This window comes from Luminiphilus sp. nBUS_07 (genome assembly GCF_051201685.1).
In the GTDB taxonomy this organism is placed as follows: domain Bacteria; phylum Pseudomonadota; class Gammaproteobacteria; order Pseudomonadales; family Halieaceae; genus Luminiphilus.
On sequence record NZ_CP179213.1, the window covers coordinates 2,165,476 to 2,185,233 of the forward strand.

Annotated in this window: 18 protein-coding genes; 4 read left to right on the top strand and 14 right to left on the bottom strand. The window is 53.4% G+C overall.

Annotated elements, in window-relative coordinates; translation table 11 throughout:
• Positions 1-26: 26 nt before the first annotated feature.
• Positions 27-593, bottom strand: a complete 567-nt coding sequence (locus ACMAZB_RS09645; protein ID WP_435216770.1) for a rhodanese-like domain-containing protein — start codon at positions 591-593, stop codon at positions 27-29.
• Between the two features lie 370 nt (positions 594-963).
• On the opposite strand from ACMAZB_RS09645, the gene ACMAZB_RS09650 reads away from it, so the two are divergent.
• Complete coding sequence (locus ACMAZB_RS09650; protein WP_435216772.1) at positions 964-2,196, top strand: O-antigen ligase family protein; 1,233 nt, start codon at positions 964-966, stop codon at positions 2,194-2,196.
• Between the two features lie 171 nt (positions 2,197-2,367).
• Here the strand turns inward: ACMAZB_RS09650 and ACMAZB_RS09655 are convergent, their stop codons facing one another.
• The 9 genes from ACMAZB_RS09655 to npdG all read right to left on the bottom strand — a co-directional run bounded on the left by ACMAZB_RS09655 (position 2,368) and on the right by npdG (position 12,278).
• On the bottom strand, positions 2,368-3,204 hold the full coding sequence (locus tag ACMAZB_RS09655; protein ID WP_435216774.1) for a glucose 1-dehydrogenase: 837 nt from the start codon (positions 3,202-3,204) through the stop codon (positions 2,368-2,370).
• Positions 3,205-3,239: 35 nt separating this feature from the next.
• On the bottom strand, positions 3,240-3,812 hold the full coding sequence (locus tag ACMAZB_RS09660) for a nuclear transport factor 2 family protein (RefSeq protein ID WP_435216776.1): 573 nt from the start codon (positions 3,810-3,812) through the stop codon (positions 3,240-3,242).
• A gap of 4 nt (positions 3,813-3,816) precedes the next feature.
• Entirely contained in the window at positions 3,817-6,045 is a 2,229-nt protein-coding gene (locus ACMAZB_RS09665; RefSeq protein WP_435216777.1) for a TonB-dependent receptor, read from the bottom strand.
• Between the two features lie 106 nt (positions 6,046-6,151).
• Positions 6,152-6,619 carry a nuclear transport factor 2 family protein gene (locus ACMAZB_RS09670; protein ID WP_435216779.1) on the bottom strand — a complete coding sequence of 156 codons (468 nt, stop codon included), beginning with the start codon at positions 6,617-6,619 and terminating at the stop codon, positions 6,152-6,154.
• Between the two features lie 169 nt (positions 6,620-6,788).
• Complete coding sequence (cofH, locus tag ACMAZB_RS09675; RefSeq protein ID WP_435216781.1) at positions 6,789-9,113, bottom strand: 5-amino-6-(D-ribitylamino)uracil--L-tyrosine 4-hydroxyphenyl transferase CofH; 2,325 nt, start codon at positions 9,111-9,113, stop codon at positions 6,789-6,791.
• A 65-nt stretch (positions 9,114-9,178) separates the two neighbouring features.
• Positions 9,179-9,880 (bottom strand): 2-phospho-L-lactate guanylyltransferase, encoded by a 702-nt coding sequence (gene cofC, locus ACMAZB_RS09680; protein ID WP_435216783.1) that lies wholly within the window; start codon positions 9,878-9,880, stop codon positions 9,179-9,181.
• Positions 9,873-10,835 (bottom strand): 2-phospho-L-lactate transferase CofD family protein, encoded by a 963-nt coding sequence (locus ACMAZB_RS09685; protein WP_435216785.1) that lies wholly within the window; start codon positions 10,833-10,835, stop codon positions 9,873-9,875. The genes cofC and ACMAZB_RS09685 overlap by 8 nt, the downstream gene beginning before the upstream one ends.
• The gene (gene cofE / locus ACMAZB_RS09690) at positions 10,832-11,599 is read right to left on the bottom strand and encodes a coenzyme F420-0:L-glutamate ligase (protein ID WP_435216786.1); all 768 of its coding nucleotides are present in this window, start codon (positions 11,597-11,599) and stop codon (positions 10,832-10,834) included. The genes ACMAZB_RS09685 and cofE overlap by 4 nt, the downstream gene beginning before the upstream one ends.
• A 7-nt stretch (positions 11,600-11,606) precedes the next feature.
• A complete protein-coding gene (npdG, locus tag ACMAZB_RS09695; protein ID WP_435216788.1) occupies positions 11,607-12,278 on the bottom strand; it encodes an NADPH-dependent F420 reductase in 672 nt (223 codons plus the stop codon).
• Between the two features lie 324 nt (positions 12,279-12,602).
• Here npdG and ACMAZB_RS09700 point away from each other — a divergent pair, with 324 nt between their 5' ends.
• Both ACMAZB_RS09700 and ACMAZB_RS09705 read left to right on the top strand, forming a co-directional pair.
• Positions 12,603-14,228, top strand: a complete 1,626-nt coding sequence (locus ACMAZB_RS09700) for a flavin-containing monooxygenase (protein ID WP_435216790.1) — start codon at positions 12,603-12,605, stop codon at positions 14,226-14,228.
• Between the two features lie 163 nt (positions 14,229-14,391).
• Positions 14,392-14,712, top strand: coding sequence for a nuclear transport factor 2 family protein (locus tag ACMAZB_RS09705; protein ID WP_435216792.1), 321 nt, complete (start codon positions 14,392-14,394; stop codon positions 14,710-14,712).
• 40 nt (positions 14,713-14,752) lie between these two features.
• Here ACMAZB_RS09705 and ACMAZB_RS09710 read toward each other — a convergent pair whose 3' ends face one another.
• The 3 genes from ACMAZB_RS09710 to ACMAZB_RS09720 form a co-directional block, all read right to left on the bottom strand.
• Complete coding sequence (locus ACMAZB_RS09710) at positions 14,753-16,192, bottom strand: phosphotransferase family protein (RefSeq protein WP_435216794.1); 1,440 nt, start codon at positions 16,190-16,192, stop codon at positions 14,753-14,755.
• 63 nt (positions 16,193-16,255) lie between these two features.
• Entirely contained in the window at positions 16,256-17,968 is a 1,713-nt protein-coding gene (locus ACMAZB_RS09715) for an amidohydrolase (protein ID WP_435216796.1), read from the bottom strand.
• 18 nt (positions 17,969-17,986) lie between these two features.
• Complete coding sequence (locus tag ACMAZB_RS09720; RefSeq protein WP_435211393.1) at positions 17,987-18,196, bottom strand: SlyX family protein; 210 nt, start codon at positions 18,194-18,196, stop codon at positions 17,987-17,989.
• Between the two features lie 60 nt (positions 18,197-18,256).
• Between ACMAZB_RS09720 and ACMAZB_RS09725 the strand changes: the two genes are divergently transcribed.
• Positions 18,257-18,619 carry a translation initiation factor Sui1 gene (locus ACMAZB_RS09725; RefSeq protein WP_435216798.1) on the top strand — a complete coding sequence of 121 codons (363 nt, stop codon included), beginning with the start codon at positions 18,257-18,259 and terminating at the stop codon, positions 18,617-18,619.
• A 13-nt stretch (positions 18,620-18,632) separates the two neighbouring features.
• On the opposite strand, the gene ACMAZB_RS09730 is transcribed toward ACMAZB_RS09725, so the two are convergent.
• Positions 18,633-19,751 carry a zinc-binding dehydrogenase gene (locus ACMAZB_RS09730; RefSeq protein ID WP_435216799.1) on the bottom strand — a complete coding sequence of 373 codons (1,119 nt, stop codon included), beginning with the start codon at positions 19,749-19,751 and terminating at the stop codon, positions 18,633-18,635.
• Positions 19,752-19,758 lie beyond the last annotated feature (7 nt).

Below are 19,758 nucleotides of genomic sequence, written 5' to 3' on the forward strand. Positions count from 1 at the left end.
GAATTAGCCTGCAGTTCGCACAGCGACTAAAAATCGCCCTCGACTGTGGTCAGGCCTAGAGCGTCCCAGTCCAGCATGCCGCCGCGGTAGTAATAGATTTTATCCGCGGGAAAGCCGTCTCGAATCATGGCGCGCATCGCTGTCGGGCTTTGTGGGCAAACGGGACCATTACAAAATCCCACTACATTCACAGCACCCGTGCAGTCCCAACCTGCTGCGCCTTTGAGACAACCGAGCTCATCCATACGCATGGCCACCTCGGTGTAAGGGATATTCACCGCGCCCGGAATCGTGGCGTCTGAAAACCAGTCCTCAGTGCGCATATCGACCAAAGTAAAGGCGGGGTCGTTGATGGCATTGAGCACCTCAATTTCCGTCACTGGCACAATGCCCGGCTCGGGCACCAGCGGCTGCAACCAGCCTTTATTCTTCGCACAAGACGTCATTTGCCGAGTGATCGACAACTCTTCTCCCGAGGGCAGAGTGGCCACAAAAACGTCGTCTTCACCCAAAATCCGTAAATTCTCTGCCTGAACCGAAACCCCTGACGCCGCAATGCATAGCAGTATGATTACCCCAATTAATTGTCTCATCAAAAAATCTCCTATCGAGACTCAAGCGTCTCGCTTTCCAAAGGTTATTTATTTTTAGTCTTTAGATATAAGATAAAAGCATAATGAACCAGCCGGGTAAAGCCACCCAGCTCGGCCATTAACAAGCGCGGCGTCCGGTCTCTTAAATACAACGGCTAACATTCAACCCCGCCACCTATTGAACGGCCGGTTTTACAAAGGCCAGTAACCTTAAAGATCTGGGGTGTTAGACTGGCGTCGCCCTTAACGTCGAGACCCTGTCGTTGCTGAACTTTGCTATCACCTCAAAATTTGTCGCCATCGTTGTTAACGCTTGTTACTGCCGCCTTTTTTGCGTTGCAAACACGCCCGGTAAAACGACAGCGCTATCGTGATAACACGACTTCTCAAGTGCTCGCTGGCTTTATTTGCCATCTCACCTTTGGTTAACGTCGGGCCAGTCAATGTCACCGCGTTATTACTCCTTCTCACTAGCGCCCTGCAACTGTCCACCCAGCCACAACAGTTTTTTGTGTTCTGGAGGCAATACTGGGGCTTCATGCTGACGATGGTGGCCCTGACGAGTGCATTTCTGCTGTCGAACCTGTTCAACAACAACGTCAACATATTGGAGGCAACTTTTGCACAGGGCCGGTGGTTTTTGCTGCTCGCGGTCGCATCACCTGCCGTTGTTTGCAACCTCAACACCAGAGACTGGCGCGAACTTAGTTATTTTTCCGCATCGATAGCACTCTTGTTTACTGCGGTTTATCTTGTCGATGCATTTACCTACCTGACTCTAGGGTCGAATTTTGTACTTGACCTAATCGATGCAAAGCGCGGCGACCCAATCAGACCTTCTTGGGTTTTCAACCCGCATCCGTTTTCGAGAACTTTACTGGCCGCTATGCTGCTGCTGCTCGGGTGCGCTCTTACAGCCAACCGCCGGGTGTTACGTGCACTTTGCTGTATCGGGATCTTCGGCCTCGGTACTTTGCTGATTCTGGGCGCAGTGCGCACCGCATTCATTGCTCTTGCAGTTCTAGCCTGCCTAGGCGTGTTTTTGTACAGAGGTAAAGGACTGTTGATGAGTTTGAGCGCAGCACTGCTGCTTAGCGCTGCGGGGCTTTGGTTCAGGGGCCAACTATTTCCAGTGGATAAGAGCCTTGGGTTTCGTGAAGCACTCTTTGAACAGGGCGTTGATGCTTTTTTAGCAACACCTTGGTTTGGCGGCGGCTACCAAGCGGCCAGAGCCATTAGTTGGCCGCCTGAACTCGCAAAATTCGCTGGCAACCAGACCATGGCAACTACCAACACGCATTTGCAGTGGCTGGAAATGCTCGTGAGTTACGGACTGCTAGGAGGGCTGCTTTTCACTGCGCTTTGGTTGCTGAGCGGCTGGCTGATATTAAGGGCATCAAACCAATGCACAGGCACAAAAAAACTGGCGGGAGTTCTGTTATTTCTCAACTGGACCAGTCTAACCATCGCAAGCTTCACCACCGTTTATCGTGAATCCGAATGGGCGCTGTGGATCGTGACGCTACTCGCCTCCCTCAGCCTGCTCGAGCGACAAAACATCACGAGTGGCATACCCCAAACCGCAACTAAACCGGATGACTAGACTCGCCTCTAAGCGGAAAGCGACAAAAAAAACAGTGCAACCGCAGAGTCAACATCAGACAGCAGCACCACAGAAAAGCTCCAGTAACACCTCTGCATTTATAATGCGGCGATTGAGGTGCTCTGAGGGCTCCCACAACACCCTCAGCAAGCTTCTCTAAAAGTGAACGGCTTACATTCCGCTCTTACCGGCTTCACGTAGGATGGGCTGATACTCGGCGAAATTTGGATCGCCGGGCTTCGAGCCCGTTGTAAGGCCCGCATCAATCGCAATCGTTTGACCATTCACATAGCCCGACTCGTCTGATGCTAGCCACAGCACTGCATTGGCGACATCCTCAGGCATGCCAGCGCGTCCGGGAAGCGGCGATAATTCAGCGAAGGTAGGAATGGCTTGTTCAACGCCATCCGGGTCCCCCACGGTGGCCGCTGCCGCCAAGGGTGTGGCTATAAGCCCAGGTGCCAGACAATTGACCCGCACACCAAAGGCACAAGCTTCAGCAGCCAGATTCTTTGTAAGGCCTACTACAGCATGTTTAGCCGCCGCATAGGCATGAGGCCCAAGCCCCCCCATCACACCCGCCGTGCTACTCATACTGACAATAGAGCCACGCCCAGCACGCTTCATATGACCCGAGGCGTGCTTCATGCCATAGAAAACGCCGTTTAAAAGAATATCTAACGTGAGTTTCCACTCATCAGTAGGCGTCGTATCCATAGGGCCAATGGCACCCACGATACCCGCATTATTAAACATCACATCAAGGCGCCCGTGCGTCGTAATGGCCGCATCAACCAAACCTTTCACATCCTCCTCTCGAGTGACATCGCAGCGTAAACCAATCGCTTGCCCATTGAGCGACTCGACAAAACTCGCCAAGCGATCTTCTTGGATATCGCCCAGCACGACCTTAGCGCCATGTGCCACTAACTTTTCAGCCGTCGCCGCACCAATGCCGCTAGCACCGCCAGTGATGACAGCCACCTGCCCTTCCAGTCGTCTTTCCATTTGCTGCACTCCTAAATCTTGGCAATCATCGCTGACTACACTGAGGGTAGTTGATAAATAAAATCATCGGGAAAACGCTGACCCACTACGCTGGCATCCAGAGCAGACATACCCCGTGCCGAGGGTGGATCAAGACGCATCCAATCGGTCATGCCAGTACGGTGGATAATTTTCCAATGACCCCCACGCAGCTCAAATTTATCGAGGTACCTTCCTCCAACAAAAAAGTCCATCTCTGTATCAAAGGCGTCGGGGCCCGCCAGGGGGTCACCCGCTCCACGCATCTTGTGAAACGCCGTGAAATAGGTTTCGACATGGGCCGTAGTTTCCCCAGTCAGTTCTATCAGCGTATTACCTAATTGATGGTGTGTTCGCGCATGAGCTTTCAAAACAGCCATCGCGTAGCGCACAAAATCCCCCGGGTCATCGTCAGTAGCCAATCTATCAGGCGCCGAAGAGGGCCCCTCATAGAAGTGGTTATGTGTTGACTCAGGATGAAATAGTGTCCTCAACAGCGCCTCGTCGAGACGGTCAATGGCCCGTGCATAACGGACCACCACCTCGAGAATTTCCTGCTTCGCCAATAACTGAGTGATAGCGTCGCTCACGGCCTTACTCTCCAAAGTTCCAGACGATCTCCGCACCAATGGTTCTTGGTGGGCGCGTTGCCGCGTATGACCACAGGCCCGCCACATCGTAACCGTGAGTATATCCGTCCTCATCAGAAAGGTTACGTCCGAACACGCTCAAGCGAAGATCATTAATCTCCCAGTTAACCGACGCATCGAGTAGGTGCTGACCGTCATTCTTGAGCTCAGGTGCATTTGTCACGTTAACGTAATGCTCGCCTAAGTAATGGTAGGCCCCTCGAACCCAGATACGACCACTCGCCGTTGGCCACTCGTAGGTCGCATCGACGGTGCCCGTTAGATCAGGTGCGCGGCGAAACTCTAGGTAGCTAAAGTCGACCTCTTGACCGCTTTGTAAGTCGGTATAACCAAAGCTGTCATATTCGGTATCGAGATAACCGACATTGGCGCGCAATGTCAGACCTTCACCAATGATCGCCTGCGCTTCCAGCTCTACACCCCAGATCTCTGCTTCCGATGCATTCGTAACAACCGTTTTTTGCCCCGTACCGGTATCGGAGGGCAGCTGTAACTCTTCCTGCTTATCGTCGTAAACCATGTAGAACACAGCACCGTTAAGTCGCAGCCTGTTGTCAGGACTCTGATGCTTAAAGCCGAGTTCGAAGTTATTAACCGTCTCTGGATTGTATGGCTGTGTCGCCTCCTCAGGTGAGTTGACCCGGCCGTTAAATCCGCCTGACCGGTAACCCGACGAGTAAGTCGCATAGGTCATCAGACTATCACTCAGCTCATAGCGAAGGCTTGCCCGTGGCGTAAACTCACTCCATGATTCATCAGCACTCGCCGTTACGTTGCCCGTTTGTTCCGTACTCTTTTCGTCTTTGGTGTAGCGCCCGCCAAAGTTCAACGTCAAAGCGTCAGTGATGCGCCAGTCGACATCAGCGAAAAGGGCTTGGGACTCACTCTCTTGTCGCGTTTTCTGCAAGATATCGAGGATAGTGCCAGGAACGACAAAGCCCACCCAAGAACGCAACGGAATCTCATACTCGGAGTCCCACAGATAAGCGCCCATCACCGCGTTAACGGCACCGCCGTTGTCCCAAGCCAAACGAAGCTCATGGGACGTTTGCTCATAAGTCGCTGGGCGAGTCGTTCCGTACAGAAAGTCAGGTGTACCGTCCCAGTTAGAAATGATTGTTTCGTCAGATTCATAGCTGCCAAAAACATAATCGACGCTAATGGCGTCGGTTGCTTGCCAGCGGGCTTCAATGATGTGCGTGTCGGCATCAAATGTGGCCGCCATATCAGCCTCTACAGCCTGATCGGGAGAAGAGAAGGCAATGATTTGGTCGCCAGGATCGGGGGGAATATAACCGACGTTAGAAGTTTTTCGCCGATCACCCGTGATGGTTGAATCTATGCTGGGAGAACAATAACCATAACCAGAGCAAAAAGCGTGACGTGCCTGCCCGGTATTCAGCAGCGGCGGGGTATCTTGATCAGTCTCCTCAAACTGCCCGGTATATTCGAGTTCGAGATTATCCGTAGGTGTCCACAGAATGTTGGCACCAAATGATTGGTAATCATTACGGCCGACATCGCGACCGATTTCATCATTATCATAGTAGCCCTTACTCTGATCGCGTTTCGCCGCAGACAACTTCACACCGACGTTGTCACCCAGACCAAAGTTAAAAATACCATCCATGTAATAGGTGTCGTACTCCTCGTAGCCTGCGCGAATCTTGCCGCCCAATTCGCCAGTGGGCTTGCTGCGGGTGATATTGATGATGCCGCCAATCGTGTTGCGGCCAAACAGCGTGCCTTGTGGACCCCTGAGCACTTCCATGCTCTCTATATCGATGCTGCGCAGTAAGCTACCGGCATTTGAACCGATAAACATGCCATCAACAATCACACCAACAGCGGGGTCAAAGTTTTTCTCAACATCGGCAACGCCGACGCCGCGGATAAAGATTGCAGCAACGCCGCCGGGCCCTTGAGCGGTATCGTCAATCACAATGTTAGGTGAAATATTGGCAAGGTCTGTTATGTCTCTAGCGAACTGCCCTTCAATTTCAGACTTGGTCAGTGCACTGACGGAGAAGCCGACATCCTGCAGGTTCTCCGAGCGCTTACGCGCGGTGACGACCACCTCCTCAAGGGCCAACTCCTGTGCCTTTATTTCTACCGTTGCCGTTGCTGAAACGATGCCAGCGAGTACTGCTATTGCTAAGGGATGCTTTTTCATGTCGTTGCTCCGGTGATAACGTTATTTTTAAATTATAGTTTTAGCGTGACCTTGGTCTTCTACCCTGTTTCAAAATGGTGCCCCCACAAATCACTGGGCGCTGTCTTTACTCTGGTTTGCTAAGTGTGTCTCCCTCAAAACTATTGAAATAATGGATGACAACATCGCGCCGGCGGATCTTCCAAAGACCCCCACGACGTTCGACCTGATCGGTATAGGTGGCACCAACAAAGGTTGCGTTCGGACTACCCGACAGTAGACCGGTACAGTCGACGTCGCAGCATGCTGTTGCGTGATCGGGATCAGTAAATTCCACCACTTGGTTGGAAGTAATGTGTTGACTCATTCCCCATGCTGGCCAGAGCACATCGTGCAGCGCACTCAAAATACCAGCATGCCCAGCGAAGTCGCCAAAAGGCGGGCCAATGGCCCAAACGCAGTCTTCCCACCAAATACTCAAAAAGCGTGCTTCGTCGCGCTTATCAAAACCGTGACAATAGGTTGACGCAAGGTCCTCTATCGCTTGGCGACTTTCTAAACGATCAATTTTTGCCTGCAATTCGTCGATGCTCACTGCTACAGCCCCCACGTCTTACCTACCACACGTTCACTGCATTATTTTTAACACACTGCGTAGCACAGCCTGACAGCATTTGTAAGCCGCTATTACTAACCAGGAAAGCGGCTTGTTTGTTACTAGCAAGCTAAAAAAAAGTGCGAGCGCCGTCAAGCCCGATTTACCCTCAAGCCAGTTTTTTTTCTGCTTTAATTTTTGCCATTGGCTGTTCAAGGGGCAATATTTGCAACGGCGTAGCCTGAATTTGCGCCTTTCGCTCTTCGGGAGGCGAGCCATAAAGCGTTGTTCGCTGCGACGGAACACGACCCACCCCAAGGATTGCTGACTGCATGGCCGCCGGCGACCAGCATTGCCCATACCCTGCCCCGGCAGCACGAGAAATACTCTCATTCATAAGGCAGCCGCCCAAGTCGTTAACCCCAAGATTTAAACAGTGCAAAGCTTCCACCGGCCCTAACTTCGTCCAAGACGCCTGAATATTGCGAATGACGTCACCAAGGACAATTCGAGCGATAGCATGCATGCCTCGAGACTCTTCTCTCGTCGGGCCAGGCCGGGCCTGCCCACGTCGGTACAGGGGCGCCTCTCGAGCCACGAATGGCAGGGGTACAAATTCGGTGAAACCGCCCGTTTGAAGTTGTAAATGACGAACCGCTAACAGGTGCGTTGCCCAATGCTCGGCGTGGTCAATATGCCCAAACATAATGGTCGCTGTGGAGCGCAGCCCGACCCGGTGTGCGGCCGCCATAGTCTCCAACCACTGCCCCGCACTGAGCTTGTCAGGGCAAATTTTGGCACGCACCCGATCATCTAATATTTCAGCTGCGGTCCCGGGCACGGTATCCAGCCCTGCTTCCATGAGTACTCGCAGGTAGTCTTCAATGCCCAGCCCAAGCGTCTCGGCGCCATGGTGTAGCTCAAGTGGAGAAAAAGCATGCACATGCAGCTCAGGCTCTGCAGCTTTGACCGCTTCTACAATGGTGCGGTAGGTATTGCCGTCGTAACCGGGGTGAATTCCACCCTGCAGACAGACCTCGGTAGCTCCTAGGCCCCAGGCCTCCGACGCTCTGCGTGCTAACTCGTGACCTGTAATGTCATAAGGCCGCTCGCGACCCTCTGACTTAGGTAGCCCCTTTGAAAACGCGCAAAACGCACAGCTGTACTTACAAACATTGGTGTAGTTGATATTACGGTTAACGACAAACGTCACCGTTTCTCCCACCTGCTCTGACCGCAGCTGATTTGCGCATTCGTAAATCGCTTCACGATCGATATCAACGGTCTGAAACAGGCGAACCACATCGCTATGTTCCAGGGCTTCGCCGCGGTAACGACGATCCAGAATTGCAAGAATTTCACGACTCTGACTCAGGAGGGCAGGACTCTTCGAAACCGCAGGGGGGCCTAACTCAGGCTCGCCGGGGCGCCATTGATCAGAGCGCACCCGCCCCTCAGAGTCTGTGACCTCTAAACATCGAGGACGAATGCGATCGTCTAACCAACTGGGGTCATTGAGATACTGAGCATAAACTGGCAACCGCGCCCGCAGTACTTTTCCCGCCGCCTCAGTAGCAGCTGACAGTCGTACGATTTCCGGCCAAGGTGCCTCAGGATTGACGTGATCGGGGGTTACTGGTGAAACACCACCCCAATCGTTTAACCCGGAATCCGCAAGCAACAGTAAGTCGTCTGGGGACAAGTTTGGGGGTGCTTGAATGCTTATGTCGGCCGGCAAAATTAAGCGAGCAGCAGCAATCGTCCAAAGCAACTCTAATACCGAAACATCGGGCCAATTTGCCATTCGAGTCCCACTTTTGGCACGGAAGTTTTGAATAATTACTTCTTGAATGTGCCCATATTTAGTATGTAGGCGCGCAATATTTTTTAAATCACTAATGCGCTGTGTGCGATCCTCACCGATACCCAAAAGAAGCCCCGTCGTCGTGGGTATTTTGAGGCGTCCAGCACGAGCGAGTGTTGCCAGGCGTCGCCAGGGTTTTTTATCGGGGGAGCCAAAGTGCGCACCGTCTCGCGCGAGCAGCGCTGGTGAACCCGACTCAAGCATCAAGCCAAAAGACCCCATGACTGGGCGCAACTGTGCTAATTCAGCTCGAGATAATGTGCCCGCATTAACGTGGGGAATAAGTGTTGTTTCCGCAACAATCGCTTTGCAAGCAGCAGTGACATAGTCAACCGTGCTTGAGTACCCGTTCTCTGCCAGCCACACCCGAGCTGCCTTGTAACGGAGCTCAGGTTTTTCACCCAGCGTGAGTAACGCTTCCGTGCACCCTGCGGCCTGCCCCTCCCGAGCCACCGCCAAAACTTCATCAAGGGTCATATACGGCGCTGCTAAGCGACTCGGAGACTGCGCAAACGTGCAGTAGTGGCAAACATCGCGACAGAGTTGCGTCAGTGGGATAAACACCTTGGGGCTATAGGTAATGACACGACCAAAACTGCTGTCACGCCGCTCCCGTGCACAACCTTCCATGGCAGAAAGTTCCGTCGTGGTAACGACAGGCCCAGTGTCACTGGCGATCCGATTGCTCTCAAACCTCAACACAGACCACCTGCATTTTGCTTCATCGAAACGGGCTCTTGCCCTCGCCACATCACGCCTGAACTGCGAGCTGCTAGGAGCCATTTTTGAGTTGCGGGACCTACGGACATGGCCGCATTTTGGCCCCACAATAATGCGTACAGCCCAGCAGGCGTATCTACATCAAAGGACAAGCCGGGACTCTCCACAACGACACAGCACTCACTGCAAATGTTGCGACCGTATTCTCGAAAGCTGTTACTACCAAAACGAAAGACCGGCATATTGTGGGTGCTGAACGCCAAAGCATTGGTCCCGACGTTTTGGGCATCGGGGCAAAGTACCGTTTTATCGTTGTCAAACCCGGTGCTTAGCGCCTTCAGATCTACCGCATCAAGCCCTGGCAAGTCACCAAATACGACGACGTATCGCTCGCCCACAAGTTTCTCGATGCCCGCGGTAAGCATCTTGTTGAGATCAACTTCACCAGATTCGTCTTCTCGAATAACTCGCAACTTGGACACCACCGGCAGCATAGGTGGCCAACCGGGACCCTGAATGATGGTGAGCGAGCGACAATCAGACCAAGCCAGCAATGCGGCGACCACGTCCTGCGCCATCGCCAACATCAGCTCGCGACGCTGACTATTAGTTAGCACCTCAGCAAGACGGCTTTTCGCCTTGGGCAATGCCTTCAGTGGCAACACTACGTCAAACAAAGCGTTTTACTTCCTCAATCAGCTGGCTTGCCAGCGCTATTTTCTGCGTCGTATCCGTCATCATGGTGTCGCATACCAGTACACGGTCACCGCGCAGCCGCAGCACCTCGGCGGCTTCCTGATCACGGCTGTCTAACACCCAAAGATCGATCAGCCCCGGATACAGCGTTTTCATTTCGTCGACCCACGATAACGCTGTCGGCTCCAGCCCTCGGTCGGTCATCAATTTTGCCAGAGGCCCCTTAACAGCCGCCCCGTCTACAATAGGAGCGACAGCCATAACGGGGGCGGCATTCCCTAATGCCTCAACAATACCCGAAATGGCCAGCATTGGGGCCAAGCTGAGATAGGGGTTTGAAGGACCTAATATGACAGCGTCGCAACCTGCTTTAAGAAAGGTCAGTAAATCAGGCGCTGGAGTGGCCTCGGCGGCACCTTGAAATTGGAGAGATTCGACCTTTGGCTCACATTTTCGCCCCACAAAATAAGATTGAAAATCTAAATCACCCTCCCCGGTGGTTAAAATCGTGCGCACACGCTGTTCTGTCGCCGGCACAATTTGCAGCGCTTGAATACCGAGCCTCTCAGCAAGATCGGCCGTGACGCAGGCCAAGCTTTGCCCGGCGTCCAGCCCCACGCGACGCAACAAATGCAGGGCGATATCCCGATCACCCAGCTGAAACCAGGTGGCCCCACCTAGGCGTTCAATCTCAGCAAGTACCGACCAGCTCTCGCTCTCACGTCCCCATCCCCGTTTAGCGTCGATTGCATCTGCAACGGCGTACAACACGCTGTCGGTGTCGGGACACACCAGCAGTCCTAGATGCTCAAAGTCATCACCCGGGTTTGTCAGTACCAAAGTGTTTGCCTCACTCACAAGACCATAGAACCCTCTTGCTAATCTGGCCCCCCCGCCACCACCGGCGAGAAGCACTGTTCGCAATCTTGGTGTCATCGGAATAAATCTGCCGAATGGGGGCGTAGCAATGCTCGAGAGCTCCGCGCCCCCCCAGAAGAAAGTGGACACCCGCGAACCCAGACAGCCGGGGTACCTTCAGCCGCCTCTCCTTGCACCAGGGCCGCCGCCGCCGCTAGACCATCTGCCGTAGCTGGCTCAGTTACTCGAAGTTCGTTGCCGTAAAGGTCTTGTTCGCCTACCTGATTCCAAAGCGGATCGAGACCCGCAACTCCAATGGCATGACCTGTCGTTCCCATGCGCCAAGCGCGTCCCATGCTGTCGTTGATAATCACGGGGACCGCAAAGCCGTACGCTTGGGTGCACCGCTGATGGAGCTCTGCAGCGCTGGCGTCTGGATCTGCCGGCCACAATAAAACGTGCTCGCCGTCACTTTGCGCAATATTTGAGGCATCGATGCCGGCATTTGCCAGCACGTGCCCGCAGCGGTGCTCTGCGATAATCAGCCCGGGGCGAGAGCGAACAATAGCCGTCGATTCTGACAGGATTAACTCCACCAAGCGTGGGTCCTTCCCGGTTTGAGCAGCGAGATCAATCGCCGCTGTGCTGGGCGACACGGCAGCCAAAGCGACCAACCGATCTTCGACTTTTGACACAACCTTCTGGGCCATGACTAAAATATCGCCCGGTTCGGGCGCAAGCCCCTGATTTGCCGTCGCTGAAATGACGAGGTGCACAAGGTCGTCACCGGGGCTCACCCGGGGTATCTGCTGCACCGCTGTGAGAGTAAGCACGGGAGCCATCGCGGCATCAGACCCCGGTTATACGAATGCCCGCATGGGTTTTATATTGCTTGTTTATATTGATAAGTATCGAAGTCAGTGCCTCTGCAGCCGCGGCATTATTGATCATGCCAGCGTGAAATCCCCTCACCTCTATAACCTCGAGAATATCGATTACCTGCTGACGGGCTTCTTTGTTATTACCTGTAACGAGGACATCACAATCAATAGTGTCATCACTGTTGAGGTGCGCTGCCGCAACATTTTGCAGTGCACTGACCACGCGAACGTTCTCACCCAAGGCAATTTGGGCCAATTGTCCTGCACTGCCCCCCTCGGGCAACTGTACCCGGGCAACTTTCGGGGGCACTAGGGGCACGGTTACGTCGACCACGACCTTACCTTGCACAGACTCTTTTATGCTCTCCAACGTGGGAGCATGCGCAGCAAAAGGCACGGTCACAAAAATAAGGTCTGCGGCAGCAGCAGCGTCGGGATTACTTGCTCCTGACACATTTAAAGCGCCCCAACCAGAGGAATCGCCGAGCGCTTTTAACGCTTCACCGGCTGCCTGTGCTTGGCTTTCATTGCGGGAACCGATAATGACTTTAAAACCCGCTCGGGCCAATCGACGGGCTAAACCTGCACCCAGATCGCCAGTACCGCCGACAATACCTACCGTTGTTGCGCTTTTTTCCACGATAAAACCCTCTTCCTGTACTGCTATGGTTGACAAGCACTCACGGCTTGCAGTTGTATAGTGTCACCAAGTGACTTGCTGAACACAAGTAAGTTTAGCAAACTCCTTGCCAAGACAGACAGCAAGTTTCAGGTTATAGCGAGATTGGCGCCGCAAGATCCCAACCAGCGCCGCAGCTATACTGGCTGCTAAGGATATAACACCTGCTCGATCTGGGATGGAGATCCTGTGAAATCTATTTAGCACGGGTACCACGTCGGGTCGAGCTGACAAATCAACAGCACTACGCGTAGTACCGCAGCGGTTTTTATGAGGAAGATAACAATGCAATCATCACAAACCACAGATTTTGACGCCATCGTTGTGGGCGCAGGCTTCGCAGGTGTCGCCCTCACCCACTACCTACGTGAGGCCGGCCTCTCTCTGAGAGTTTTTGATCGTGCTCCTGATATTGGCGGCACTTGGGCCTGGAACAAATACCCCGGCGCAGCGACCGATAGCGAGGGCTACTATTACTGCTTAACCTTCTCTAAAGAAGTGCTCGAGGAGTGGACTTGGTCTAAACGCTACCCCGGATGGGAAGAGACTCAAAATTATCTGCGCTTTGTCGCTGACAAGTTCGACATGTGGCCGCACCTGCAATTCAACACGGAAATAACCCGTGCAGAATATCAAGCAGACCGTGGAATCTGGATTGTGACGACTGGCGATGGTGCTACCCACACCTGCCGATTTTTCATCAGCGGCATGGGCATGATCTCCCAGCCCCAGATCCCCAATATTCCCGGCCAAACCACTTTTAAAGGGCCTTGTTTTCATTCTTCTCGCTGGCCTGAAGGACTTGAATTTGCAGGCAAGCGTGTTGGCATTATTGGCGCAGGCGCTACCACTGTGCAAATGCTACCCGAGGTCGCTAAAACCGCCGCCAGCGTCACGGTTTTTCAACGTACACCCAACTTTGTAATGCCCGCGATGCAAAAACCCATGACGCCAGAGTGGGAAAAGGAAATCAAAGAAAACTACCAAGAAATTATCGATAAGTGCCGCAATCACGTCTTCGGTATGGGCTTTAACCCGCCCTCCGGTAGAACGGTTGCCGAAAGCACACCAGAAGAAGTGCAGCAGGTCTTTGAGGAAAATTGGCATGGCAGCTTTCGCTGGGTTTTTGAAACCTTTGACGACCTTCTGGCAACCCCAGAAGCTAACAAAGCGGCGGCTGACTTTATTATTGAAAAAATGATCAAGGCCAAGGTTGAGGATCCTGAAACAGCGGAGCTGCTCACGCCCAAAGGCTATCCACTATTTGCCAAACGTCCACCTCTCGATCACGGCTACTACGAAGCTTTCAATCGCGATAATGTGAAGCTGGTCGATATCAAAGACTACGAGCCGATTGTTGAGATCACTGAGACGGGGGTTCGTACCACGCAGAATCATCACGAGTTCGACATCATCGTGCTGGCAACGGGCTTCAAGGCCTACACCGGTGCACTGGAAGCCATGGACATTGTTGGCGAGGGCGGTCAAATTCTTCGGGATAAATGGCAGGACCAATCCAGTTCAATTATGGGCGTTGCCGTTGCTGGTTACCCTAACTTTTTTATGGTGACGGGCCCCCAAGCCCCCTTTGCGAATTTGCCCACATCTATCGAACAAAATGCCCAGTGGATTAGTGAGTGCGTTAAGAAGATGAATGCTGAGGGCAAGCAGGTCTTTTATCCTAGTGCCACTGCTGAAGAAGAGTGGACCAATTTAACCGCTGAAATTCACGCACAAACTATGATGGCAGAAGGGGACAAGGTGAACTCTTGGATGATGGGGGCCAATCGTGAAGATCGTAAAGCGCGGGTGCTGATATTCTTTGGAGGCGCCCATGTGTACTACGACAAACTCAAAGAATCGTCTGATGCAGGCTTCCCTGAGCTCGCTTTTGCTGACACCGCTGCCTGAGACAACCGAACCTCATGGTTAATAGCCCCGGACTGGCGGTCACCCCAGTCCGGCTCGCTCACATGTTACCTGTAAACTCACCGCTGACAGCACCGTGATTCAAACGCCACTGTCAATGGTAAAGACATTTTATCGCAGAGCTCCGCAGGCAGACTGGCCAGCAGTGACCCCCCTGCTACACCCCGACTTCGAAATTATAGAATCACCCGCCTTGCCTTTCTCTGGTCACTATCAAGGGCTCGAAGGCCTCAAGGCGTTAGGCCGAACACTGGTCGCCAACTACAGCCGCTTTCAGGCAACGCCGCAATCGTATTACGAGGGCAGCGACGGTGTAGTTGCGCGAGTTACGTTATCGGCGATCGTGCGTGATGGAGGCCGTTCCTTTGATACTGAAATTGCCGAGTGCTTTGGCTTTACCGATGGCCTTATTCGAGAGATCCGGCCTTTTTACTGGGATGCTAGATTGCTGCAACCCAAAGTTTAAGCCCAATAGGTGCTTGAGCTAAAAGCCGGTCGAACACCATTTAGTCAAGCGCTTTTGATCCATACCAACGCTTCAGGGCAACCGCTCTGCCGGCATAGCGAGGCTGGTCAATAGTGAGGCGCTCCAAAGTTGTAAGACGAAGGTGGTCCCAAATAACCTCGCTGATGCAGAGCTCAAAGTCAGTACGCAGAGCCGTTGCCAAAGCTGCGCTGTCGTAACCTAGCGCCGTCAATCTTTGCGTTTGTCGCTGAGCGTAAGGCGTGCCCAGTTTCAGTGCACGATCAACAATTCCCAAGGCGTTGTTCGCTACCCTCGAAGCGAAAATGCCGTGCCCAGAGGCGGCCGCTAAAACCTCATTTTTATTCCACTGAGTCAACGCACTCACTACCTCAACGTATTGAACTTCCTCATCCGTGGGCAACTCGGGACTCAAATTTTCGGGCGGCGCTGTTAACGGCCTGCCTGTACCGGGTCGCTGGCCCTCTAGCGCCAGCAAAAGATCAATCTCTACCTCGGAGATACGCCGGCCGATAATAGTGCGCTCTACGGTGGGTACCGAGCCATCGCGAAATGTGCTGCCCAACCTTAAACAGGTGACGCCCCACCACAGAATGTTGAAAACCATCCACCAATCAAAATTCTCTCGAGGAACCCTTTTTCCACTCGCCTTTTCGTAGTCTGCGAGCCATTGCTCCTGGGTGGCGAATCCACCTGCTTCCAAATCGTACTGACCAAAGCGCCAGCTGGGTATGCAGAGAAACGAAATATCTCGCAAGGGATCACCAATGTGCGCCAACTCCCAGTCGAGAACCGCCGTCAACCCATCCTCGTCCACGAGGAAATTACCCATCCGGAAGTCAGCGTGAACAAGTCGATACTCCTGCGGTTCGGGACAATGACGAGCCAACCAGCCGAAAGCCAACTCGAACACGGGGTTAGACGACCCAAATTGTCGATAAAAGCGCTCTTGTTCCTCAAGCAACACCCTTGGCGACTGAACGGGTAAAGTTGGGGGCAAGTCAGCCGGATCGATACTGTGAATGTGCGCTAGCTCGCGAGCGCATTGACTACTGAGGTGCTGACACGCGTTGGCATATTCAGCCTTATAAAGCAGACGGTTCGGCAGCGCTTCCCCCTCAACACAACTCATGATGAAACCCTCACCCAGCTCGCCGTCTGCCGGGAGTTCGGCGATAACCTCAGGCACCTTAAGCCCTCGCCGATGAAGGTAATCAATAAGGCCGGCCTGAGTGGCCAATGAAATAGAACCCACGTCATTGTCCGCGCCAATATCATCCTGAAATGCCGCAGTGGGTACTGATAAAAAAGGCAATCGGCGTAACACCAGAGGACGCTCGGCGTAACAAAAACGCCAGCTCTCCATACTTGCGCCGCCCGAAAGCTGCGTGAGCTCAGTGATATCACCCGGGCCGAGCTTCTCAGCGCACAAACTTTCTAGCTGTTCTTTTTTATCGTGCATACCCGACTCCCGGAGCCCAATGAAACCCAACCGCCCCCAAGGGGTGAATGGTCGATTCAAATATTAGCGACGGCTATATACTTCAGCACCACCGATAAACGTTTGCTCAACAACCAGCTCGCGAATATCCGACGGCTCAAGCGGGCTTCCCGATAACACCACCATGTCGGCTAGCTTCCCCGACTCCAAAGATCCGATGTCTTTATCCAAAAACACCTGCCACGCGGCATCAATGGTGACTGCGCGCAGGGCTTCCACAGGGGACACCCGCTGATGTTCGCCCAGTACTTCCCCCCCCGTGGTAATCCAGTTCACCTGGCTCCAAACCACCTGCAGCGGCAACATTGGGGTGACAGGGGTATCCGCGTGGGAGCTGTAACGAACTCCCGCGTCGAGTGCCCAGCGTGCAGGACTCATATTGGCAGCCCGTTCGGGCCCCATAAAAATTCCGGCATGGCGATCGCCCCAGTAGTACGTATGACTGGAGAAAAAGCTGGGCGTTATACCTAGGTCAGCCATGCGCTGGATTTGGTCATGACGACTCATTTGCGCATGAATAAATAGTGGGCGAACTTCGGGCCAAGGCTGCGACTGTTGTGCCGCCTCAATGGCGTCGAGGGCATCATCTACCGAAGCGTCCCCGTTTACGTGGATAGCATACTGAACTTTCTGGCGATGTAAGCCTGCCACCTGTCTAAATAGATCCTCCCGAGAAACCGAGGGGTAACCACGGTAAAAAACATCACCCTTGTAGGGCTGGTAATAGGGCTCACTCAAGTAGCCGGTGTAACCCTGAATACTGCCATCTGCAATGATCTTCACCCGAGGCAGTGATAATCGTCCTGAGGCCAGCACTTCAGGCCGCCACTCCCCAGATAACACCTCAGCTTCAACTTCTTCGAGCAATGGAAACAAGGCAACCCGTTGGGGAAACACATTAAGTTCACTCAATGGTCCTAGAAGCTTTGCGAGCCCCAGGGGCATGCCCCCCGCTGACGCTGTAGTGACACCCGCCTGCAGATACTCTCTCGCCGCATAAGTCGTCATACGGATGCCATCGGTCAGTCCAATATCGAGGGCTTTCAGCAGGGCCTGCCTGGCAGCGGTTTCTTCTAGTACTCCGTTGGGCCGGCGACCGTCCGGAGAGTTCGGATCTCTCTGAATAACTCCCCCCTCCGGATCAGGGGTACTTTCGTCAATACCCATTTCCGCCAGAGCCGCTGAATTCACCGCGTAGAGATGCCCAGAAACGTGACCAATCGCAATGGGACGGGTTGTCGAGACTTGGTCAAGATCTTCTCGAGTAGGATGTCGACCCTCGGCTAGGAGCGTGTCGTCGTAGCCAAAGCCGGTCAGCCAGTCATCAGGGCGCGCCTCGTGAGCGCTTTTGAGGCGCGCCAATAACTGAGCCATGTTTTCGATACTGCCGATCGGTGGACTGTTAAGGTCGGTTGAAAAAACCACTTGCCCAGACCCGGGAAAATGCCCGTGCGCGTCGACAAACCCGGGCATCAGTGTCCTACCCCGCAAATCTGTGACTATTGTTTCACGGGTTACCTCAGCCAAAATGTCTTCGGTAGAACCAACGCGGTCAATGCGCGCCCCCCGCACACTCATAGCATCCACAACTTGATTCTCAGCGTTCATTGTTAAAATCTGGCCGTTTATGAAGACTTGGTGCTCGGGAGCCTCGGGGGGACGGGTAGCAATTTGGAAAAGTATGTACAGCCCCAATAAAAAGGCCGCCAAGACCGAAAGGCCAACGCGATAGGACATGATTTACCTCAAGTCGATTTAATAATGGGGTGGTGGCGCGTCAAGAGGCAAAGAATCAACCTCATCAAGACGTGCACCTTGGGTCTTAATCTCACCGTGGAGCATACGCAACTGAGTTTGCAGCTCCAAAATCTGTTGTTGCTGGCTGGCCATAGCCTTGTCGAGGCCTGAGACCGTATTTTCCAGAAACGCAATCTGGGATTCGAGATCGGATTGTGAGTCGTTCATGTTCATTGGCTCCCTTGCGTCGCCAGCGTACTATACTCGCGCGGCAACTGGAGATCTTCCGTGAACAAAAAAAACACCACCTCGAATTTGGTCTTTTCCACCGACGGCGGACGTCTATGCCCCCAGTGCCAGCGAAAGCTCACTCACTGTGTATGTGGCAAAGCCGCACCTAAGTTGGAGGGCGACGGTTTTGCCCGCATACGGCGCGAAACCAAAGGCCGAGGGGGCAAAGCCGTAACCGTCATTGAAGGCCTGCCCGTTAGCGCTGACGTCCTGAAAGACACCGCAAAACGCCTCAAGCAGCGTTGCGGTGTGGGCGGTGCTGTGAAAGACGGAAATATCGAAATACAGGGAGATCAGCGCACTGTTTGCAAGGAGGTCCTTGAAAAACTCGGCCACACCGTCAAGTTGTCCGGTGGCTGACCCATCTGTTGTTCTAAGACATCGTAATCAGGGTTTTTTGCCCCGTTGCCTTTCGACCATAGGTTTGAACCGCTGACAATTCCAACGCTTGTTCAAGGGAAATACGGTCGGAGTATTCACTGGCAAAGGTTGTTTTTAAACCTGATAGAACCCGCTGCTGCATCGCAAACATACGCTCAAGGCCCGCACGCTGCAAAAAGGGCATCAGCAACCAGCCACTTACACTCCATGCAAAACCATAGCCTCGCGTGAGGGCAGTAGGCGCTGGATCTAACATGCCATAAATGTAGATCTGTTTGTGTTCGTCTGAACCATAACGACTCCAAACAGGCATTCGTTTTTGCGCAGCAACTTCCATCGCCGTCAAAATTTGGTTGCTGAGCGTGCCACCACCAATGGGATCAAAGGCAACGGTTGCTCCCGTGGCCTCTACGGCTGCCGTTAAAGCTTTTTGAAAATGTTCATCTGTGGAATTTAAAGCATGCTCGGCGCCCAGCCCCTTTAATAACGCGACCTGCTCATCGCTGCGCACAATGTTAACCAACGGAATACCATCTTCAGCACAAATACGGTGCAGCATTTGCCCAAGATTAGACGCCGCCGCAGCATGGACAATCGCCTTATGTCCCTCCATTTTGGCGGTCTCAACAAATCCGAGGGCTGTCATTGGATTGACCACACAAGAGGCACCCTCCTCTGCTGTGACATCATCTGGAAGCGCCATGCATTGCATTGCCGACATACAGCGGTACTGAGCAAATAGCTCACCACCAAAAACCCCTACGCGCTTACCCATTAGCGCCTGAGCCTCGTCATTTGAACCCGCAGCCACCACTGTGCCGGCCCCCTCGTTACCCGCGGGGAGCCATTGGCCCACTCGAGTCTTCATGGCGCGCATCATCGCTTCTGGCACAGGAAGGCTTACTGCCGGAAAACCGTTACGCTCACCGGCTGCCGCAGTATCGGTGTTTAAGATTCCGAACATTAAACCCAAATCTGACGGATTAATGGGCGCTGCCTCGACCTTAATCAAAACCTCATCGGGCCCGGGCTCTGGAATGTCGACTTCGAACAGCGCACATTCAATCGTATTGTTTTCATGGACACAGGACTGTAGCTGTAGGCTCTTCATCGTCATC